Source organism: Pseudomonas sp. P4_C8, assembly GCF_056401975.1.
This window is the reverse complement of the sequence record NZ_JBFUIH010000057.1, coordinates 1-16166: the sequence shown is the minus strand read 5'-3', so window position 1 is coordinate 16166 and position 16166 is coordinate 1. Positions and strand designations below refer to the sequence as shown.

Annotated in this window: 18 protein-coding genes; 9 read left to right on the top strand and 9 right to left on the bottom strand. The window is 56.9% G+C overall.

The window, feature by feature from the left end; all coding sequences use genetic code 11:
• Window positions 1-3 precede the first annotated feature (3 nt).
• The 4 genes from AC1DWM_RS26270 to AC1DWM_RS26255 all read right to left on the bottom strand — a co-directional run bounded on the left by AC1DWM_RS26270 (window position 4) and on the right by AC1DWM_RS26255 (window position 3385).
• A complete protein-coding gene (locus tag AC1DWM_RS26270; protein WP_223512923.1) occupies window positions 4-576 on the bottom strand; it encodes a DcrB/PsbP domain-containing protein in 573 nt (190 codons plus the stop codon).
• Between the two features lie 147 nt (window positions 577-723).
• Window positions 724-1395 (bottom strand): glutathione S-transferase family protein, encoded by a 672-nt coding sequence (locus AC1DWM_RS26265; RefSeq protein WP_223512926.1) that lies wholly within the window; start codon window positions 1393-1395, stop codon window positions 724-726.
• Window positions 1396-1479: 84 nt separating this feature from the next.
• Entirely contained in the window at window positions 1480-2271 is a 792-nt protein-coding gene (locus AC1DWM_RS26260; protein WP_223512937.1) for a hypothetical protein, read from the bottom strand.
• A gap of 220 nt (window positions 2272-2491) precedes the next feature.
• Complete coding sequence (locus tag AC1DWM_RS26255) at window positions 2492-3385, bottom strand: LysR family transcriptional regulator (RefSeq protein WP_223512941.1); 894 nt, start codon at window positions 3383-3385, stop codon at window positions 2492-2494.
• A gap of 112 nt (window positions 3386-3497) precedes the next feature.
• Here AC1DWM_RS26255 and AC1DWM_RS26250 point away from each other — a divergent pair, with 112 nt between their 5' ends.
• Window positions 3498-4100 carry an NADPH-dependent F420 reductase gene (locus AC1DWM_RS26250; protein ID WP_223512944.1) on the top strand — a complete coding sequence of 201 codons (603 nt, stop codon included), beginning with the start codon at window positions 3498-3500 and terminating at the stop codon, window positions 4098-4100.
• Between the two features lie 110 nt (window positions 4101-4210).
• On the opposite strand, the gene AC1DWM_RS26245 is transcribed toward AC1DWM_RS26250, so the two are convergent.
• The 3 genes from AC1DWM_RS26245 to AC1DWM_RS26235 are packed head-to-tail and all read right to left on the bottom strand — an operon-like array spanning window position 4211 to window position 6804.
• Window positions 4211-5392: an acetyl-CoA C-acetyltransferase gene (locus AC1DWM_RS26245; protein ID WP_150779975.1), complete on the bottom strand. Its 1182-nt coding sequence runs from the start codon at window positions 5390-5392 to the stop codon at window positions 4211-4213.
• Window positions 5393-5403: 11 nt separating this feature from the next.
• On the bottom strand, window positions 5404-6069 hold the full coding sequence (locus tag AC1DWM_RS26240; RefSeq protein WP_223512947.1) for a CoA transferase subunit B: 666 nt from the start codon (window positions 6067-6069) through the stop codon (window positions 5404-5406).
• Window positions 6070-6105: 36 nt separating this feature from the next.
• A complete protein-coding gene (locus tag AC1DWM_RS26235) occupies window positions 6106-6804 on the bottom strand; it encodes a CoA transferase subunit A (RefSeq protein WP_223512949.1) in 699 nt (232 codons plus the stop codon).
• Window positions 6805-6954: 150 nt separating this feature from the next.
• On the opposite strand from AC1DWM_RS26235, the gene AC1DWM_RS26230 reads away from it, so the two are divergent.
• A complete protein-coding gene (locus AC1DWM_RS26230; RefSeq protein WP_223512950.1) occupies window positions 6955-7857 on the top strand; it encodes a LysR family transcriptional regulator in 903 nt (300 codons plus the stop codon).
• Between the two features lie 135 nt (window positions 7858-7992).
• Here AC1DWM_RS26230 and AC1DWM_RS26225 read toward each other — a convergent pair whose 3' ends face one another.
• Window positions 7993-8835 carry an NAD-dependent protein deacetylase gene (locus tag AC1DWM_RS26225; protein WP_477796524.1) on the bottom strand — a complete coding sequence of 281 codons (843 nt, stop codon included), beginning with the start codon at window positions 8833-8835 and terminating at the stop codon, window positions 7993-7995.
• A gap of 88 nt (window positions 8836-8923) precedes the next feature.
• Window positions 8924-9970 carry a class I SAM-dependent methyltransferase gene (locus AC1DWM_RS26220; protein WP_223512955.1) on the bottom strand — a complete coding sequence of 349 codons (1047 nt, stop codon included), beginning with the start codon at window positions 9968-9970 and terminating at the stop codon, window positions 8924-8926.
• A gap of 448 nt (window positions 9971-10418) precedes the next feature.
• Here AC1DWM_RS26220 and AC1DWM_RS26215 point away from each other — a divergent pair, with 448 nt between their 5' ends.
• From AC1DWM_RS26215 to AC1DWM_RS26185, 7 genes are all read left to right on the top strand, one after another.
• On the top strand, window positions 10419-11300 hold the full coding sequence (locus AC1DWM_RS26215) for a hypothetical protein (RefSeq protein WP_477796523.1): 882 nt from the start codon (window positions 10419-10421) through the stop codon (window positions 11298-11300).
• A gap of 355 nt (window positions 11301-11655) precedes the next feature.
• Window positions 11656-12495: an HvfB family MNIO-type RiPP peptide maturase gene (locus AC1DWM_RS26210; RefSeq protein WP_477796532.1), complete on the top strand. Its 840-nt coding sequence runs from the start codon at window positions 11656-11658 to the stop codon at window positions 12493-12495.
• Complete coding sequence (locus AC1DWM_RS26205) at window positions 12488-13243, top strand: HvfC family RiPP maturation protein (RefSeq protein ID WP_477796522.1); 756 nt, start codon at window positions 12488-12490, stop codon at window positions 13241-13243. The genes AC1DWM_RS26210 and AC1DWM_RS26205 overlap by 8 nt, the downstream gene beginning before the upstream one ends.
• 780 nt (window positions 13244-14023) lie before the next feature.
• On the top strand, window positions 14024-14239 hold the full coding sequence (locus tag AC1DWM_RS26200) for a DUF7740 domain-containing protein (RefSeq protein ID WP_477796521.1): 216 nt from the start codon (window positions 14024-14026) through the stop codon (window positions 14237-14239).
• A 237-nt stretch (window positions 14240-14476) separates the two neighbouring features.
• Window positions 14477-14887, top strand: a complete 411-nt coding sequence (locus AC1DWM_RS26195) for a hypothetical protein (protein WP_477796520.1) — start codon at window positions 14477-14479, stop codon at window positions 14885-14887.
• Window positions 14888-15221: 334 nt separating this feature from the next.
• Window positions 15222-15560, top strand: coding sequence for a phage holin family protein (locus AC1DWM_RS26190; RefSeq protein ID WP_477796519.1), 339 nt, complete (start codon window positions 15222-15224; stop codon window positions 15558-15560).
• Window positions 15541-15927 (top strand): hypothetical protein, encoded by a 387-nt coding sequence (locus tag AC1DWM_RS26185; RefSeq protein ID WP_477796518.1) that lies wholly within the window; start codon window positions 15541-15543, stop codon window positions 15925-15927. The genes AC1DWM_RS26190 and AC1DWM_RS26185 overlap by 20 nt, the downstream gene beginning before the upstream one ends.
• Window positions 15928-16166 lie beyond the last annotated feature (239 nt).

Below are 16166 nucleotides of genomic sequence, written 5' to 3'. Positions count from 1 at the left end.
GGTTTATTTGCCGGTGACGATCTGTTTAACCAACGTTTCGTGCGCGGCCATATCGCCAGGACGGGAGATGACCTGAACCACGGCCATGCGGTTGTCGGACACCGCCATCAGCGTGGTGTTGAGGGTCATGCCGCCACCTTGTGTGGCTGTACTGTCAACCTGACGCAGCCCCAACCCTGTCGCTTTTTGCGTCAGGCTTTTTTCGCTGAGTTTATTAAAATCCGGCAGGGCCTCACGTTGTGCGGCTTCAAAATCGGCGGCCGTCCCATCGAGAAACGCGCCGTCGTTGTCTTTGACGGTGATGTCTTTCGGGAGGTTGTTTTCAGCGGCGATCACCACGGTCTTGGTGGCTTCGTTGGTGTACATGGTGCCGCTCGCGCCGTCAGGGCTGGCTGGCAGCGTGTTAGCGGTAAAGCCTTTAGGCAAGGTGAACGTGAACTTGCCGTCCAGCATCGAGACTTTCTGCGTGGACGACGTATTGCTATCAGTGGCCGTGGCGGCCTGTGCATTCAACGCGCCCAGACTGGCAACCGTCGTCAGCAACAGGACAACGGCTTTTTTACTCAACAGTGACATGCAAAAAACTCCAGGGATGATCGCGCTTTGAGGGCGATCATCCCATGGACGTTGTAAAGCATTCCAGCGCGGCAGCGGTTTACACCTCGCGGCGCGACGGGTAACTGCTGATCACCTCCAGCAGCCGCTCTTTGGTTTCGGCGAGCGTCAGGCCTGGTTCTGCGGGAACAGGTTGCGACGGGTTTCTTCGTCGAACTCGGCCTTGAGCACCAGTTTTTCTTTCAGGCCCTGGGCACGCTGTGCTGCCGGGCGGTCGCTGATTTCATCGAACAGGCGCTTGACGTTCGGGTACACCGCCAGGCCGTTCTCGCCGAGAATGTACGGCGCGTAATTGGCCCAGCCCCAAAGCGCCATGTCAGCGATGCTGTAGGTGTCGCCAGCCAGGTATTGCTGATCGGCCAGACGCTGGTCGAGTACGCGGTAGTGACGTTCGACTTCTTTGAGGTAGCGGTTTTTTGCGTAGGGCAGGTCTTGCGGCGCGTGGTGCAGGAAATGCACCGCTTGACCTGAGAACGGCGACAGGCCGGTGGCGATGAACATCAACCACGACAGCAATTCGGCATTGCCGGAAGCGGTGGTCGGCAGGAAGCGCTGATGTTTTTGCGCCAGGTGCAGCAGGATGGCTTGCGAATCGAACACCGTGGCGTCGCCGTCGACCAGGGCCGGAACCTTGGCGTTCGGGTTGATCTCCAGGAAGGCTGGCAAATGTTGCTCGCCCTTGAAGGTGTCGACGCCGATCAATTCGTAGGGCGTTTGCAGCTCTTCAAGCAGCAGGGCAACTTTCATCGGGTTCGGCGAAGGGTGGAAAAAGAACTTCATGGTGTAGGCCTCAGTCAGCGGTGGGTAGTGAACTGAGGCTGATGTTGAGGGAAACCTGTTCGATTGACGTACGAGGTTGTTGCTTTACTCATTCGATTTTATTGAACGTGTTGCGACAGCGTTGACCGGTCGTGCCAACAGTTGCCGGGTGACCCCGAGCATGGCCACTGACACCACTACGCCAAGGGCAAACGCGCTCAGTCCCCAGTGCGGCAACGCCAGCGCCAACACCAGACAAAAAGCCGCGAACGAATACATGCCGGTCGCCGTGGCTCGCAATAATGCGGCAGTAAACGCCGGGCCTCGGGTTTGCTGGGAGAACACCGCCATCACGCTGCCCAATACCGGGAACACCGCGAGCAGGCCGCTCCAGCGTTCGCCGACGGTGCTGGCCAGTAGCGTGACGGCGAGGGTCAGCAAGGCGCCCGCCAACATGCGCAACAGCAGTTTGTCGGACTTCGGTGCCGGGCCGGAAACGATGGGCTGCACCTTGGGGAACAGAAATGGTGCCGCCAACAGCGCGCTGGCCGCAGCGATCACCGAGAACACCAGCGAAGCCGGGATCAGCGAAAGCACCAGGGCCACGGCGGCCCAGACCAGCAGTGAAATCATCAGCGCCCAAGGCCATCGCGCCCGTTGAGCGACTTGGGCGTAGGTCACGCAGAAGGCAATCATCGCGAACATCGCCGACAACGCTGCCGTCGCCGATTGGGCAGCAAACACTTCGCCTTGCTCAATGGCGAGGAAGAACAAAATCGGCCCGACCACCACCGGCAAACCGGACAGCCAACCGGCCACGCTCGGGCCCCAGCGTTTACCCGCCAGAGAAATCAGCAACAGAAACCCCGGAATCACCAGCAGTTTAAGCATCAGCACGCACGCGTCTCCGACCTGAGTGAGGCGGCAACGTTAGCATTGCGTGCGGTGAATTGCTCTATGGATTGTCGTGTTTTGTATACAAACCCATTGGTCCTGCAGTTTTTTGGGGTGACAGGACTGGCCTCATCGCGAGCAGGCTCGCTCCCACAGGGTTTAGTGTTCACTGCAGATCAATTAATGTGGGAGCGAGCCTGCTCGCGATGAACGATAACGCGGTCTATTGCTGAAACGCCCCAACCACAAAATCAATAAACACCCGGGTCTTGGCCGGCATCAGTGTCCGGCTCGGGTAGTAGAGCGAAATCGGCCCCGCATCCGCGTGCCAGTCTGGCAGCAAGCGCACCAGTTCGCCTCGCTGGAGTTGGGCGCTCACGTCCGGCAATACCAGCAGCGTCACACCCAGACCGAGTATCGCCGCTTCACGCATGGCCGCCGGATCATTGAGCACGATGTTTTCGCTCAGGCTAGCCGGCGCTTCATGACCCGCGCCATCCTGCATGACCCACTGTCGAACCCGCCCGGTGCGGCTGCCGCGCATCACAATGCCGTTGAATCTGGACAAGTCCGTCGGGTGCTGGGGCAACGTTCGCCCGGCCAGATAGGCGGGGGAGGCCACCGCCACCACATCCGCCGCCGCCAACGTTCGTGATACCACGCCGGGCGTCAGTTCGAAGCCGCCGCCAATGGCCGCGTCGTAGCCTTCGGCAATCAAATTCACGGGACGGTTTTCGAAGTGCCATTCCGGCCGGATCAGCGGATAGCGCTCGAGGAATGCCGGCAGCAGCGGCAGGATATGGCCGATGCCAAACGTCGGCGCCAGGCTGACTTTGAGCACGCCGGTGGGCTCGCCCCGGTCGCTGCTCACCGCGCTGATCGCCGTCTGCAACGCCTCCAGATTGCCGCCGATGCTCGCCAGAAAACGTTCACCGGCTTCAGTCAGTGATAGCTTGCGGGTCGAACGCTGGAACAGTCGCGCGCCGATGTTTCGTTCAAGCATCGCGACGTTACGGCTGACCGCGGCGGGTGTCAGCGCCAGCAACCGCGCCGCCGCCGAAAAACTCCCGGTTTCCGCGCTTCGCACAAAGGATTCGAGGTTGGCGAGGGTTTCCATGTTGGTTACCTGATAGCAAAGCTTGAAAATCATTCAAGGTATTACCGGCTAATCAAGCACTAATGGCAAGCGCAGTATTCACTCCAACAACAACCCCTCGGAGTGAATAATCATGAGCACTATTGGAATTATCGGCGCGGGCGCAATCGGCGCTGCGTTTGCCAGAGCCCTGTCGCGTCAAGGCATTGAAGTGGTTATCGCCAACAGCCGCGGGCCACAAACCTTGGCTTCGCTGATAGAAGAACTCGGGCCGACGGCGCGCGCCGGCACTCGTGAAGAAGCGGCCGCACAGCCGATTGTGCTGGTTGCGGTGAACTGGTCGAAGTTGCCGAAAGCGCTGGGCGGTTTGCCGGATTTTGGCGGTCGGATCGTCATTGATGCGAATAACTCGATTGAGGCACCGTTGTTCAAAGCGGTTGATCTGAACGGGCGGATGTCCAGCGAAGTGTTCGCCGAATGGGTGCCCGGTGCGCGGGTTGTCAAAGCGTTCAATCACCTTCAGGCGCGTCTGCTTGAGGGTGATCCGGCGGCGGAGGGTGGTCGTAGAGCGCTGTTTTTCTCAGGAGATGACACCCAGGCAAAAGCCCAAGTGGCGGCGTTGATCGATCAGTTGGGATTCTGCGGAATCGATCTGGGGGAATTGAGTGTTGGCGCACGACTGGCGCAGTTTCCGGGTGGTCCGTTGCCGACTCTGAATCTGGTGAAGTTTGCCTGAAGGGACGACCTACAAGGTATGCGGTAGGACCCGGCGCGATGTGAATCACGCCGGGGGTGTTGCCAGGCTGTGCGGATCTTCGTGGGTCCCCGCACAGTCTGATGAACGCTTTACGCCCGCTCGATTGCCAGTGCCACGCCTTGACCACCACCAATGCACAGGGTGGCGAGGCCTTTTTTGGCGTCGCGCTTGATCATTTCATGCAGCAAGGTCACCAGCACGCGGCAGCCCGATGCACCGATCGGGTGACCCAGCGCGATGGCGCCGCCGTTGACGTTGACCTTGTTCAAGTCCCATTCCAGGTCCTTGGCCACCGCCAATGATTGCGCGGCGAACGCTTCGTTGGCTTCGATCAGGTCCAGTTGATCGATGGACCAGCCGGCCTTGCTCAGGCAGCGACGTGTGGCCGACACCGGGCCAATGCCCATGATCGCCGGGTCAACGCCTGCGTTGGCGTAAGCCGCGATGGTTGCCAATACCGGCAGGCCGAGGGCCTTGGCTTTGTCGGCGCTCATCAGGATCACGGCGGCGGCGCCGTCGTTCAGCGATGAAGCGTTGCCCGCCGTCACCGAACCGTCCTTTTTGAACGCCGGTTTCAGCTTGCCCAGCGCTTCAGCGGTGGTGCCGGCGCGTGGCTGTTCGTCAGTGGCGAAGGACAGCGGATCGCCCTTGCGCTGAGGAATCAGGATCGGCGTGATCTCATCGACAAAACGCCCGGCTTCGATGGCTGCCGTGGCTTTTTGCTGCGAGGCCGCAGCGAAGGCGTCCTGTTGCTCGCGGGTCAGGCTGTACTTCTCGACCAGGTTCTCGGCAGTGATGCCCATGTGGTAATCGTTGAACGCATCCCACAGACCGTCGCTGATCATGGTGTCGACGATTGGCGCGTTACCCATGCGCAAACCGGTGCGGGCACCCGGCATGACGTAGTTGGACAGGCTCATGTTTTCCTGGCCGCCGGCAATGATCACGTCGGCGTCGCCGCAGCGAATCGCCTGAGTGGCCAGGTGCAGGGCTTTGAGGCCCGAACCACAGACTTTGTTCAGGGTCATGGCCGGCACGGTGAACGGAAGACCGGCCTTGATCGCGGACTGGCGCGCAGGGTTTTGCCCGGCGCCGGCGGTCAGGACCTGGCCCATGATCACTTCATCGACTTCAGCCGGATTCAGGCCGGTTTGCGCCAGCAACTGGCGGATCACCGCCGCGCCGAGGTCAACCGCAGAAACGCCTGCCAGAGAGCCCTGAAAACTGCCGATGGCAGTCCGGGTGGCGGCGACAATGACGACGTCTTGCATGGAAGGATTCCTCACTGGTCAGCGAACTGCATTTCTGGGACGTGATCGGGAACAATCAGTTTACCCGCAGTCTTGGCGACAATTTCCTCGACACTGACGCCCGGTGCACGTTCCTTGAGAATGAACGCGCCGTTTTCGATTTCCAGGTAAGCCAGGTCGGTCAATACGCGCTTGATGCAACCGGCGCCCGTCAGCGGCAGGCTGCATTGGCCCAGCAACTTGGACTCACCGTCCTTGGACGCGTGGGTCATGATGACGATGATGTTGTCTGCGCCAGCCACCAGATCCATCGCGCCGCCCATGCCCTTGACCAGTTTGCCGGGAATCATCCACGAGGCGATGTTGCCTTGCACGTCGACTTCAAAGGCGCCCAGCACGGTCAGGTCGACATGGCCACCGCGGATCATGGCGAAGGACTCGGCCGAGGAGAAAATCGACGCGCCGGTTCGTGCGGTCACGGTTTGTTTGCCGGCGTTGATCATGTCGGCATCAATGGTTTCTTCGGTAGGAAAAGGACCCATGCCCAGCAGGCCGTTTTCCGACTGCAGCATGACTTCCATGCCTTCAGGGATGTAGTTGGCGACCAGGGTCGGGATGCCGATGCCCAGGTTGACGTAGAAGCCGTCCTGCATTTCGCGGGCGACGCGTTGAGCCATTTGTTCGCGGGAAAGTGCCATTGTTGTTATTCCTTCATTCGGTCCGGGGGCAGGGGATCACTTACGTACGGTGCGCTGTTCGATGCGCTTCTCGAACGTGCCGCAGATGATCCGGTCGACGTAGATGCCAGGGGTGTGGATCTGCGCCGGGTCCAGCTCGCCGGGTTCGACGATTTCTTCGACTTCGACCACAGTGATCTTGCCGGCGGTGGCGGCCAGCGGGTTGAAGTTCTGGGCGGTGTGGCGGTAGATCACGTTACCGAAATGGTCGGCTTTCCAGCCTTTGACGATGGCGAAGTCACCGGTGATGGACTCTTCCATCAAGTACTTGCGGCCATGGAATTCGCGGACTTCCTTGCCGTCGGCAACCGGGGTGCCAACGCCTGTCGCGGTGAAGAACGCCGGGATGCCAGCGCCGCCAGCGCGCATTTTTTCAGCGAGGGTGCCTTGCGGGGTCAGGACCACTTCGATCGCGCCGCTGAGCAGCTGCTCTTCGAACATCTTGTTCTCGCCGACGTAGGAGGCCACGACCTTGCTGATTTGCCGGTCTTCCAGCAGCACACCGAGGCCGAAACCGTCGACGCCACAGTTGTTGGAAACCACGGTGAGGTCGCGGGTGCCTTTGCGTTTGATCTCATTGATCAGGTTTTCCGGGATCCCGCACAGACCAAAGCCGCCGGCGATCACGGTCATGCCGTCTTCAAGACCTGCCAGAGCTTCCTCGTAGGAACTCACGCGCTTGTCGAAACCTGCCATATGCACCTCTTTTATTCTTTGTGGTCGGCTGGCTAGCCGTATGCGACGAAGTGTCTCGTCCTTGTATTCATTTGTTAAGTTGATTTTTAAGGTTGATTGATAGATAAAACTCACTAATCAATCTCCCGTACTACGTTGGAACCACCGGCCATGACAGTCAAGCAGATCCGCGCGTTCCTGGCCGTGGCCCAAAGCCTGAGTTTTGCCGTGGCCTGCGAGCGCCTGCACCTGTCGCAATCGGCGTTGAGCCTGACGATCAAGGCGCTGGAGGAGGGCCTGGGTGGGCGGTTGTTTACCCGCAACACGCGCAACGTGGCGTTGACCGCCGAGGGCGAATCGCTGGTGCCGCTGGCGCGCCGGTTGATCGCCGATTGGGACAATGCCGAGGACGAACTGCGTCAACGCTTCACCCTCCAGCGCGGCCGCGTGACGCTGGCGGCCATGCCATCGTTTGCCGGCAACCTGCTGCCGCCGATCCTCAAGAGGTTCCGCGCGCGTTATCCCAAGGTCAACGTCACGGTCAATGACGTGATCAACGAACAGGTGCTGGAAATGGTCCGTGACCGCCAGGTAGAACTGGGCGTGGCGTTCGAGCCGACGCAGAGTTCGTCGTTGGCGTTCACGCCGTTGTACATGGACCGATTCGTCGCCGTCGTGCCGAAGGATTCGCCGTTGACTGAGCTTGATGATATCGATTGGCAAACGTTGCTCAAGGAGCCGTTCATCACTTTGCAGCGACCGTCGACGTTGCGGGTGATGCTGGAAGAACATTTGCAGGCGCGGGGGATGAAATTGCCGGTGGAATTTGAAAGTCATCAGCTGGCGACGGTGGGGCGCATGGTCGCCAGCGGGTTGGGCGTGAGCGCGGTGCCCGCGTTGTGCGCCGGGCAGATGCAAGAGCTCGGCGCGCAATGCATTACCCTGCGTGATCCGGTGGTGGAACGGGCCATCGGCGTATTGACCCAGCCTGGGGTTGAACTGTCGGCGGCGGCGCAGGCGTTGTTCGATATCCTCAAAGAGGAAAACCTGGGTCAGCGCCTGTCTGCCAGATGAAACACAGGACCAATGTGGGAGTGAGACCGGCTTGCCGGCGATGGCGGTGGCGGTGGGTCAATCGACATCAATGTTGAATGGGCGGGCCTCATCGCGAGCAGGCTCGCTCCCACAGGGATTGTGGGGCTTTAGTATTTAGGTGGTGAGGCGTTGGGCCAGCAGGGGCAAAAGCTGTTCGCACGATCCTTCAATCTTGAAATCCAGAATGTCATCCGCCCGGGTCTTCCCCAGATTCATTGCAATCAATGGCTTCCCTTGATCCGCCACTGCCCGGCACAACCGAAACGCCGAATACGCCATCAACGAAGACCCCACCACCAGCAACCCCGCCGCCTTTTCTACCGCCGTCATAGCCTTGGTCGCCGTCGCCAGTGCCACGTTCTCGCCAAAAAACACTACGTCCGGTTTCATCCGCTCGCCTGCGCAATGCGGGCAATGGGGCACCTGAAACCGCGCTTCAAATGCCGGATCCAGCAAAGTATCGCCATCCGGCGCCTGTACCGCATCAACCCCGGCCAGATAAGGATTCTGCGCTTCCATCAATCGCTGAATGGCATCCCGTTCGCTGCGTTTCCCGCAATCCAGGCACAGCACCCGGTGCAGGCTGCCATGCAGTTCGATCACATCGTGACTGCCGGCTTGATCGTGCAGGGTGTCAACGTTCTGGGTAATCAGACCGCTGATCTGCCGGGTGCTTTGCAAACTGGCCAACGCTTCGTGCGCGACGTTCGGTTGCGCCAGGTGCACGCGCGGCCAACCGAGCATGGCCCGTGCCCAGTAGCGTCGACGTGATTGCGGGGTAGATAGAAATTCCTGGTACATCATCGGTTGCCGGCCACGTCGCACGCCCTGGTTGTCGCGGTAGTCCGGAATGCCCGACGGGGTGCTGATGCCGGCCCCGGTCAGCACCACAAACGGCTGGTCAGCCATCAATTGCCGAAGCCGCTCGAGTTGTTCGCGCAGGAGCCTGTCGAGCATATTCAACACTCCGGGGAGGGCCTTGAGTGTGTGCAGCGTAGCAGACCGATCACCCGGACAGCGTGCCTGTCCGGGTGCTGACCGGCGGTTATTTTCGCGCTTCCAGAATCAGGTTGAACGGAGTTTCCGTGGCGCGCCGGAATGTCTTGAACCCCGCCTCGGTGAAGACCTTGCGCAACCGCGCTTCACCGGCCTGTGCGCCGAGCCCGAGGCCGACTTCCTGGGACAGCGAGTTGGGCGTGCAAATGAACGTCGAAGCCGCGTAGAACAGCCGTCCCACCGGGGTGATGTTTTCGTCGAGCGAGTCGTTGGCGAAGGGCTCTACCAGCAACACCGCGCCGTCCGGTTTCAACGATTCATAGGCATGCTTGGCCGCACCCACCGGGTCGCCCATGTCGTGCAGGCAGTCGAAGTAGCAGACCAGGTCATAGTCGGTGCCGGGGTAGCTCTTGGCGGTGCCCTGGAAGAACCGTGCTCGCCCGGCCACGCCGCCTTCTTCGGCGCGCTGGGTGGCGACCGTGACGGAGGGTGCGTGGTAGTCGAAACCGACAAACCGCGAGTTCGGGTACGCCTGGGCCATGATCACCGTCGAGGCTCCATGCCCGCAGCCGATGTCCGCCACTTTGGCGCCTTCCTCCAGCTTGGCCACCACCCCTTCGAGGGCCGGTAGCCATTCGGCGATCAGGTGCGCCTTGTAACCGGGCCGGAAAAACCGTTCGGTGCCGCTGAACATGCACGGATGGTGATCGCCCCAGGCCAGGGCGCCGTTGCCGCGCATGGCCTTGACCAGTTTGTCCTTGTCATGGAAAAACGACGCGACCACGCTGATACCACCGGCCACATAGACCGGTGAGTCTTCGTTCGCTAGCGCCAGGGCTTGTTCTTCGGGCAGGCGGAACTGGCCGTCGAGGTGTTCCATGTAACCGGACGCCGCGTGGGCGCTGAGCCATTCGCGCACCAGGCGGGGGTTGCAGCCGGTTTTGTCGGCGAGGGTTTCAGGGCTGATCGGCTGACTGTCGGCCATGGCCCGGTACAGGCCGAGTTCCTCGCCGAGGATGACGTTGGCGAGCATCGCCGCGCCGCCCATGTCACTCACCAATTTGCCCATGAAATCATTGAGTCTGGCCTCGTCCATCACGTGTGCTCCTTCTGCAGGATCACGGTCCGGAGGCCTTGTTTTTCGAGGCGTTCACCTCTGGACGGTGGTCGTTGGAATGAACAGGACACCAAGCGCGTCCTGGGTGCATTAAGTTTAGTTCGTGGCCTGTGTGCCGCGGTCGGGAGCGACGAAACCCCATTTCCCAACCTGACACTGAACCCCTTGTAGGAGTGAGCCTGCTCGCGAAGGCGGTGTATCAGTCAGCATAGATATCGACTGACACAACGCTTTCGCTAGCAAGCCCGCTCCCACAGGGGATTTGTGTATCTAACAGTCATCCCAATTTAAGATTGTTTGTTGGCGTCGAGTTGAATCGTTTAGTACTAAAACAGACTTTTTGTTGATGAGCGCCAAAGATTTTCTTGATACTCCATCTCGAGGAATAAATAAACGTATTCCTTATCAACCAATATGGAGAAACAACATGGGTATCAATATTAGCCTTACAGCAGGTCCCGACGGTTCATCTTCACGGGTGAGTGCATCCGGTGAAGTAGTGGATATCATCCCGGATGCGGAGCGTAGTACATTTAAGCTAAGTGATAGTCAGCTAAAAGGGTATGTAAACAGCTATTTTGGCCGAGCGCCTAATGATGCGTACCTTAAGGGCCCAACTCCGTGGAACGACCTGTATGCAACTTATGGCTGGTCTCAAGTAAAAAGAGTCATGAGGGTTCAATCTGCTGAAATTCTTGGAATTACCTCTGAACCGGTCATCGTAAAAAGCCAAGACTTTGTAAATACCAGTTCGCGTCAAGGAACGTTCAATGTCGGCATTGATGAACAGGTAACCAACAGTGCTTCGTCCAACTGGAGCACGGGCGGTACGTTTAAAATAGAACAAAAATTCATCTATAAAGTGGGTTTTTTAGGGACTGAAGCCGGCGGTGAAACCTCTATTGGTTACGAGCAATCGTGGGGTATTGGCGGAGAGCAGTCGAAAAGTGTAACTATTGGTTCCAGTTCCGGCGTGACCGTAGTGCTAGATCCGGGGCAGGCTGTAACTACCGTGCTTTCTGCGAGTCGCGGAGTGATGCGAGTGCGGATTCGTTACGTTGCTTATCTCGAGGGGCTCGCCGCGATAAACTACAATCCTACATACCGCAATCATCATTTCTGGGGTCTAAACATTGGTTCCGTTATGGGGGCAGGAGGTGTTGCGAATTCGGTGACTTCCACTGAGGATATCGAGATCGGTTACTACTCTAACTCGAAGATCGAGCTTAAAGATAAAGTAACCGGTGCCGTCACGTGTACATACTGTCTCGATGATTTGGCGGGTAATCCCCAGAACGTTGTCATTTAGTAGTTGATGAGTACGAACAGGTGGAGTGGGGCTTTGCCTCCTCCACTTTTTTTCCTTCCGAAGGCCATCAGCGTAACGGTCGCGCTGGAAGGGTCGATCCTGCTGTAAACCCTCGAAGACCAGCCCTCATGGCACGGCCTATCATCTTCAACCGCAGTGGCGAGAATCTTAATGTCGCAGTCGAAAACGGCGCGCCGCCTCGGGCACCAGTCTGCCGCCAACGGGTCTGTACCGAAGTGTGTACAGACCCTTCACTGATACATCCACCAAGATTTTCTGCCGCAACCGAACACAGCCCCGATACAGCGCATCGATTAACTGTGATTCCGTTATGACAATCATTGAGATCGACACCATGCAGACCTCTTCCACACCCACCAAGGCCACCGTCGGGCTCGGCCTGCGTCGCGGCTTAATGAAAGACCTTCAGGCTGCCCGAACCGGCGATTTCGACTTTCTGGAAGTCGCGCCGGAAAACTGGATCGGCATCGGCGGCGCCCATGGCCATGCGCTGCGCACCCTGGCCGAGCGTTTTCCCTTGTCCTGTCACGGCTTGTCGTTGTCCCTCGGCGGGCCGGCGCCGCTGGACGTCGGGTTTCTGCAAGAAGTCCGGGTATTCCTCGATCACTACAAGGTGCCGCTGTATAGCGAGCATTTGAGCTATTGCAGCGATGACGGTCACCTCTACGACCTGCTGCCGCTGCCCTTTACCGAAGAAGCGGTGCACCACGTGGCTGCGCGCATCCGTCAGGCCCAGGACATTCTCGGTCGGCGTCTGGCGGTAGAAAACGTCTCTTACTACGCCGCACCGCAGCAGGACATGGATGAGGTGGCCTTCACCAACGCGGTGTTGCGCGAGGCCGATTGCGACCTGTTGCTGGACGTCAACAACGTGTACGTCAATTCGATCAATCACGGTTTCGATCCGCAGACGTTTCTGGCCGGCATCGACTCTGGTCGGGTGGTGGCGATGCACGTGGCCGGGCACTTCGATGAATCCGACACTTTGAAAATCGACACCCATGGAGCCTCGGTGAAACCAGTGGTTTGGTCGTTGCTGGCGCAGGCCTATGTCCGGTTCGGCGCGCAACCGACGCTGCTGGAGCGGGATTTCAACTTCCCGGCGTTTTCCGAATTGGTGGCCGAATTGCAGACCATTCGCCGCCTGCAAACCGAGGGGGTGAACCGTGGATAAGCCAAGTCTGTTTGAACAACAAACCACCCTGGGCCGCTACCTGCGCGATCCCGATCACTGCGCGCCGCCGGTTGAAATGAACGCCGCACGGGCTCAGGTGTATCGCGACCTGATTTTCGCCAACCTGTCGACGCTGCTCAGCGGGACTTTTCCGGTGCTGATCAAGATTCTCGGTGATGAGCAGTGGCGCACGCTGGTGCGGATTTTCTTGAGGGACTACCGCGCGCGCACGCCGAAATTCGGTGAGATTGCCCAGGAGTTTGTCGAGTTTCTCGCGGCAGAACCGCAGGCATTGAGCGAGGGCACATGGCCGCCGTTCATGGTGGAACTGGCACATTACGAATGGGTCGAGATGGCGTTGCAGCAATCTGATGCCGAGCCGTTAGCGCCGAGTGATGTGGCGTTGATCCTTGAGCGACCGTTGCGGGTTTCGCCACTGGCGTGGCCGCTTGCGTATGCCTGGCCGGTGCAAATGGTGGGGCCGGACTTTCAACCCGAGGCTGCACCCGTTCAGCCGACTTTATTGCTGGTGCGGCGGGCGGAGGACTGGAGTGTGAAGTTTTCTGAACTGAGCCCGTTGGCGTGGCGGTTGTTGCAGCGTATTGCGGAATTTCCCGAGCTGAATGGGCGTGCGCAGCTGGAAGGGCTGACGGTGGAGGCGGGGGCGAGCGGATCGGCGGAATTTTTGGACAGTGGCGCGGCGTTGATGCGGCAGATGCATGGGGAAGGGGTTTTGGGCATAGTGTGATCGTGCCCATGCTCGCGTCACGGTTGCCCGCTACAGTTTTTTCAACGATGAAAGCTGTATTGGGCAGCTTCAGCTCAGTACGCTTTCACCTGACGTATTCAGGGGGCTCAATGCTCAATGGACACTTGCAAAAGCGGTGGGTAAATCGACTGGCAAATTCGCTTCTTATTCTTGAGGTTTGGGTATAGGTGATGTACTGAGTTAGTAAGGTTTAGTCTGAAACCAGAACTCTTCACCTAAAAGTTTTTACTGGGCTACGATGACGTCGAACATATCAAGGTTGTCTATTCTGCGGTTCGGGTAGTCGACGTGGATTGCCCGAATATTCCTTTGACCTATCACGTGCTGGAGGGTGCAACGGGCATTTCGACTTTTGCTCGGCGAGCGGCAGTGGGTTGTGGTACGGGCTGGCGTCTTCACCGATAGCAACACTATGCCGCAGATTACCAAAAGTATCATTTTTTCATTGGGCAAGTCCGGCCCGGCACTATGAAGTGCATGATCAACTGTGTGAGTACCTATCACCAGCCGTGGACGGAGCTCCGTCGCGCATTGAGCGTATCTGGGCCGACGCGCTTTTTTACATGCTGCTCGATCTATTGGCGGCTACCAAACAGAAAATGGCCGTCATTGCTGGAGCAGTTGATCACTACCGCACTGTCTAACGTGTAACGCTGCCATCGAACTCGGCGGTGAAAAGGTCGTTGGAATCCCAGTGGATGTAAGTGCCGCGTCCAAGGGGAGAGGACTCAAATCGATTAGGAAGGAGTGTTTATACTGATGCATACAACATGGATCACTATAAGTGTTACTGATGCTGTTCTGGTTTTACTTCTTGTTGCTCGCATCCATGGTACAGATGATGCTGTGAGAGCCGCCGCGAAGCGTTGTGTAAAAAAAATTCCGAGAGGGAGAAGAGGTTTGGTCTACGACGTAATCAACAGTCCAAATCCCTTGGATTTGGTTTATTTTATTGCCGATCATTTGGATGATTGACTTTTAAAGCATCCAATTACTGTCTGGGAATTATCGATTATTAAAAACCCCCGGATGCCCAGTGCCTGGCTTGGCATTGTGCGGATCACATTTTCGTCCCTTGATTATGTAGACTTGTTAGGTTGTCTGAAATCGGATGTTCTATTTACACTGCCAACGACAATGACTTATAAATAATTTGTCGAGAAGCTTCTACGCTTTTCATCTTCTCCCAAATTGAGTGGCTGGTAGTGTTATATGGCTAAATGGACCGTGCAGCAAATCGAGTCTAACGTTCAGCCTGTAGGACGGAGAGAGGTGATGCCAGGAGTAACTAAAAAATATGTATGTCTACGAATGGCTGTGTTTGTTGTCTTTCTTGTCGCATTTGTTATTGGTTGTGTATTCATCCAATGGGGCAAGGGCGCTGGTTGTCAGTATCCAGATACGTTGAGGGAAGAGTATTTAGATGTTGAGAGTGACCAGACTTGGATGGAGTATTTTAGAGTAATGCTTTTGAATATTGAGGCAAGTAGAGCGCAGTCAGGTTGGTATCCTGAATATGAACCCGTTCTCGTGGAGCTGAAAGGCTTTATGGATGATGCTGATCTCAGGCTGGAAGAGCGACGTTTGGATATTGAGTTTAAGATCAGGTCCTTGTTGAAGTGAGCTTTTCGTGCGTTTTTTTGTGTGACGTCCTGATTTTAAAGTGGGTGTATCTATGTTAGAGAATTGATAGATTCATCTTCGCCACCCGTCGATCAAGGTTACCTCGATCCTCCTGTGTCAGGTTCAATGTTGTCCTTCTCAATTATTTTCTGGAAAGGGCTGATGCGGAATGGGGTTGAATGCTATTTATTATTATCGATGATTAGGCACGTTGCATGTTTGTCATTAGCTGTAGTCAACAAATGGATGCGGTTGATTCGAGTTTTGATCGAGCGCGTGCCTGAAAAGCCAAGCAATCTTGAATTGTGTGGGCACTTTTTTTCGGAGGATGGAGATGAATGAATACGATTTGGTTTCCGAGTTCATGAAGTCATGGGTGTACATAGTTATAGCCGCAATAGGAGGCGTTCTAGGGCATATGATGCGCAAACTAGACAGCCAGCAGGGAATAAATATGGGTGAGACGATTTTGCAAGGAATCGGCGCAGCATTTGCTGGATATCTAGTGCTTTTAGGGTGCCGGGCGTTAGGTGTCCCTCCCGATGTTTTTGGTGTGATTATTGGGCTTTGCGGCTGGCTTGGTGCAGACGCGTCTTTAATGATGTTGCAATCCTATGTTTATAAGAAGCTAAATATTGGAAAGGTGGATAATCATGATGGCAAAGGACGTTAGTTGGGCGCGGCGGATGTTGGGGATGGGATTAGTGGCGTCCGCTGTTGTTGCAGGAAGCGTCGCATTCACGATGCAGACCAAAGTAAAGACAGTCGAAGGACTGTACCTGACTGAACTGTACACACGACTTGAGCGAGCAAAGTCGCGCGAGGTTTATCTAAATGCGATCGAGTCCAGGTTGGGAGGCGCACACATAAATAATGCATTGGAGATGTATTCTGTGGTTCAGGACATGCGGGGTGTAGTGAAAGAACTCAGTGCGCTGGCGGTCGAGCAGCAAAAAATAATTGAATCTCAAATAAAGGATTCAGCTATAGATGGTTACAATGCGCGAGAGGTGCTGATGATGGAAAGCAACCTTCGTTGAGCTATTAAAGTGGTTATGGCGTGGGGGTGCGTTTTTCTACTGATTCGGATCATCAGAATAGGTGTTTGAAACTATAGGAAGCTGGAATAAAATCCATAGCTGCCAGCGGACCTGTGGTTGTCACTGTGTTGCGATACTTTTGCGGACTCTCGAACAATTGGTGATTATGTGCCGCGGACCTGATTGTCGGGGCGGCACATCAATTTATTGAGCGGGGTCAATATCCATCGGGTAGTTTT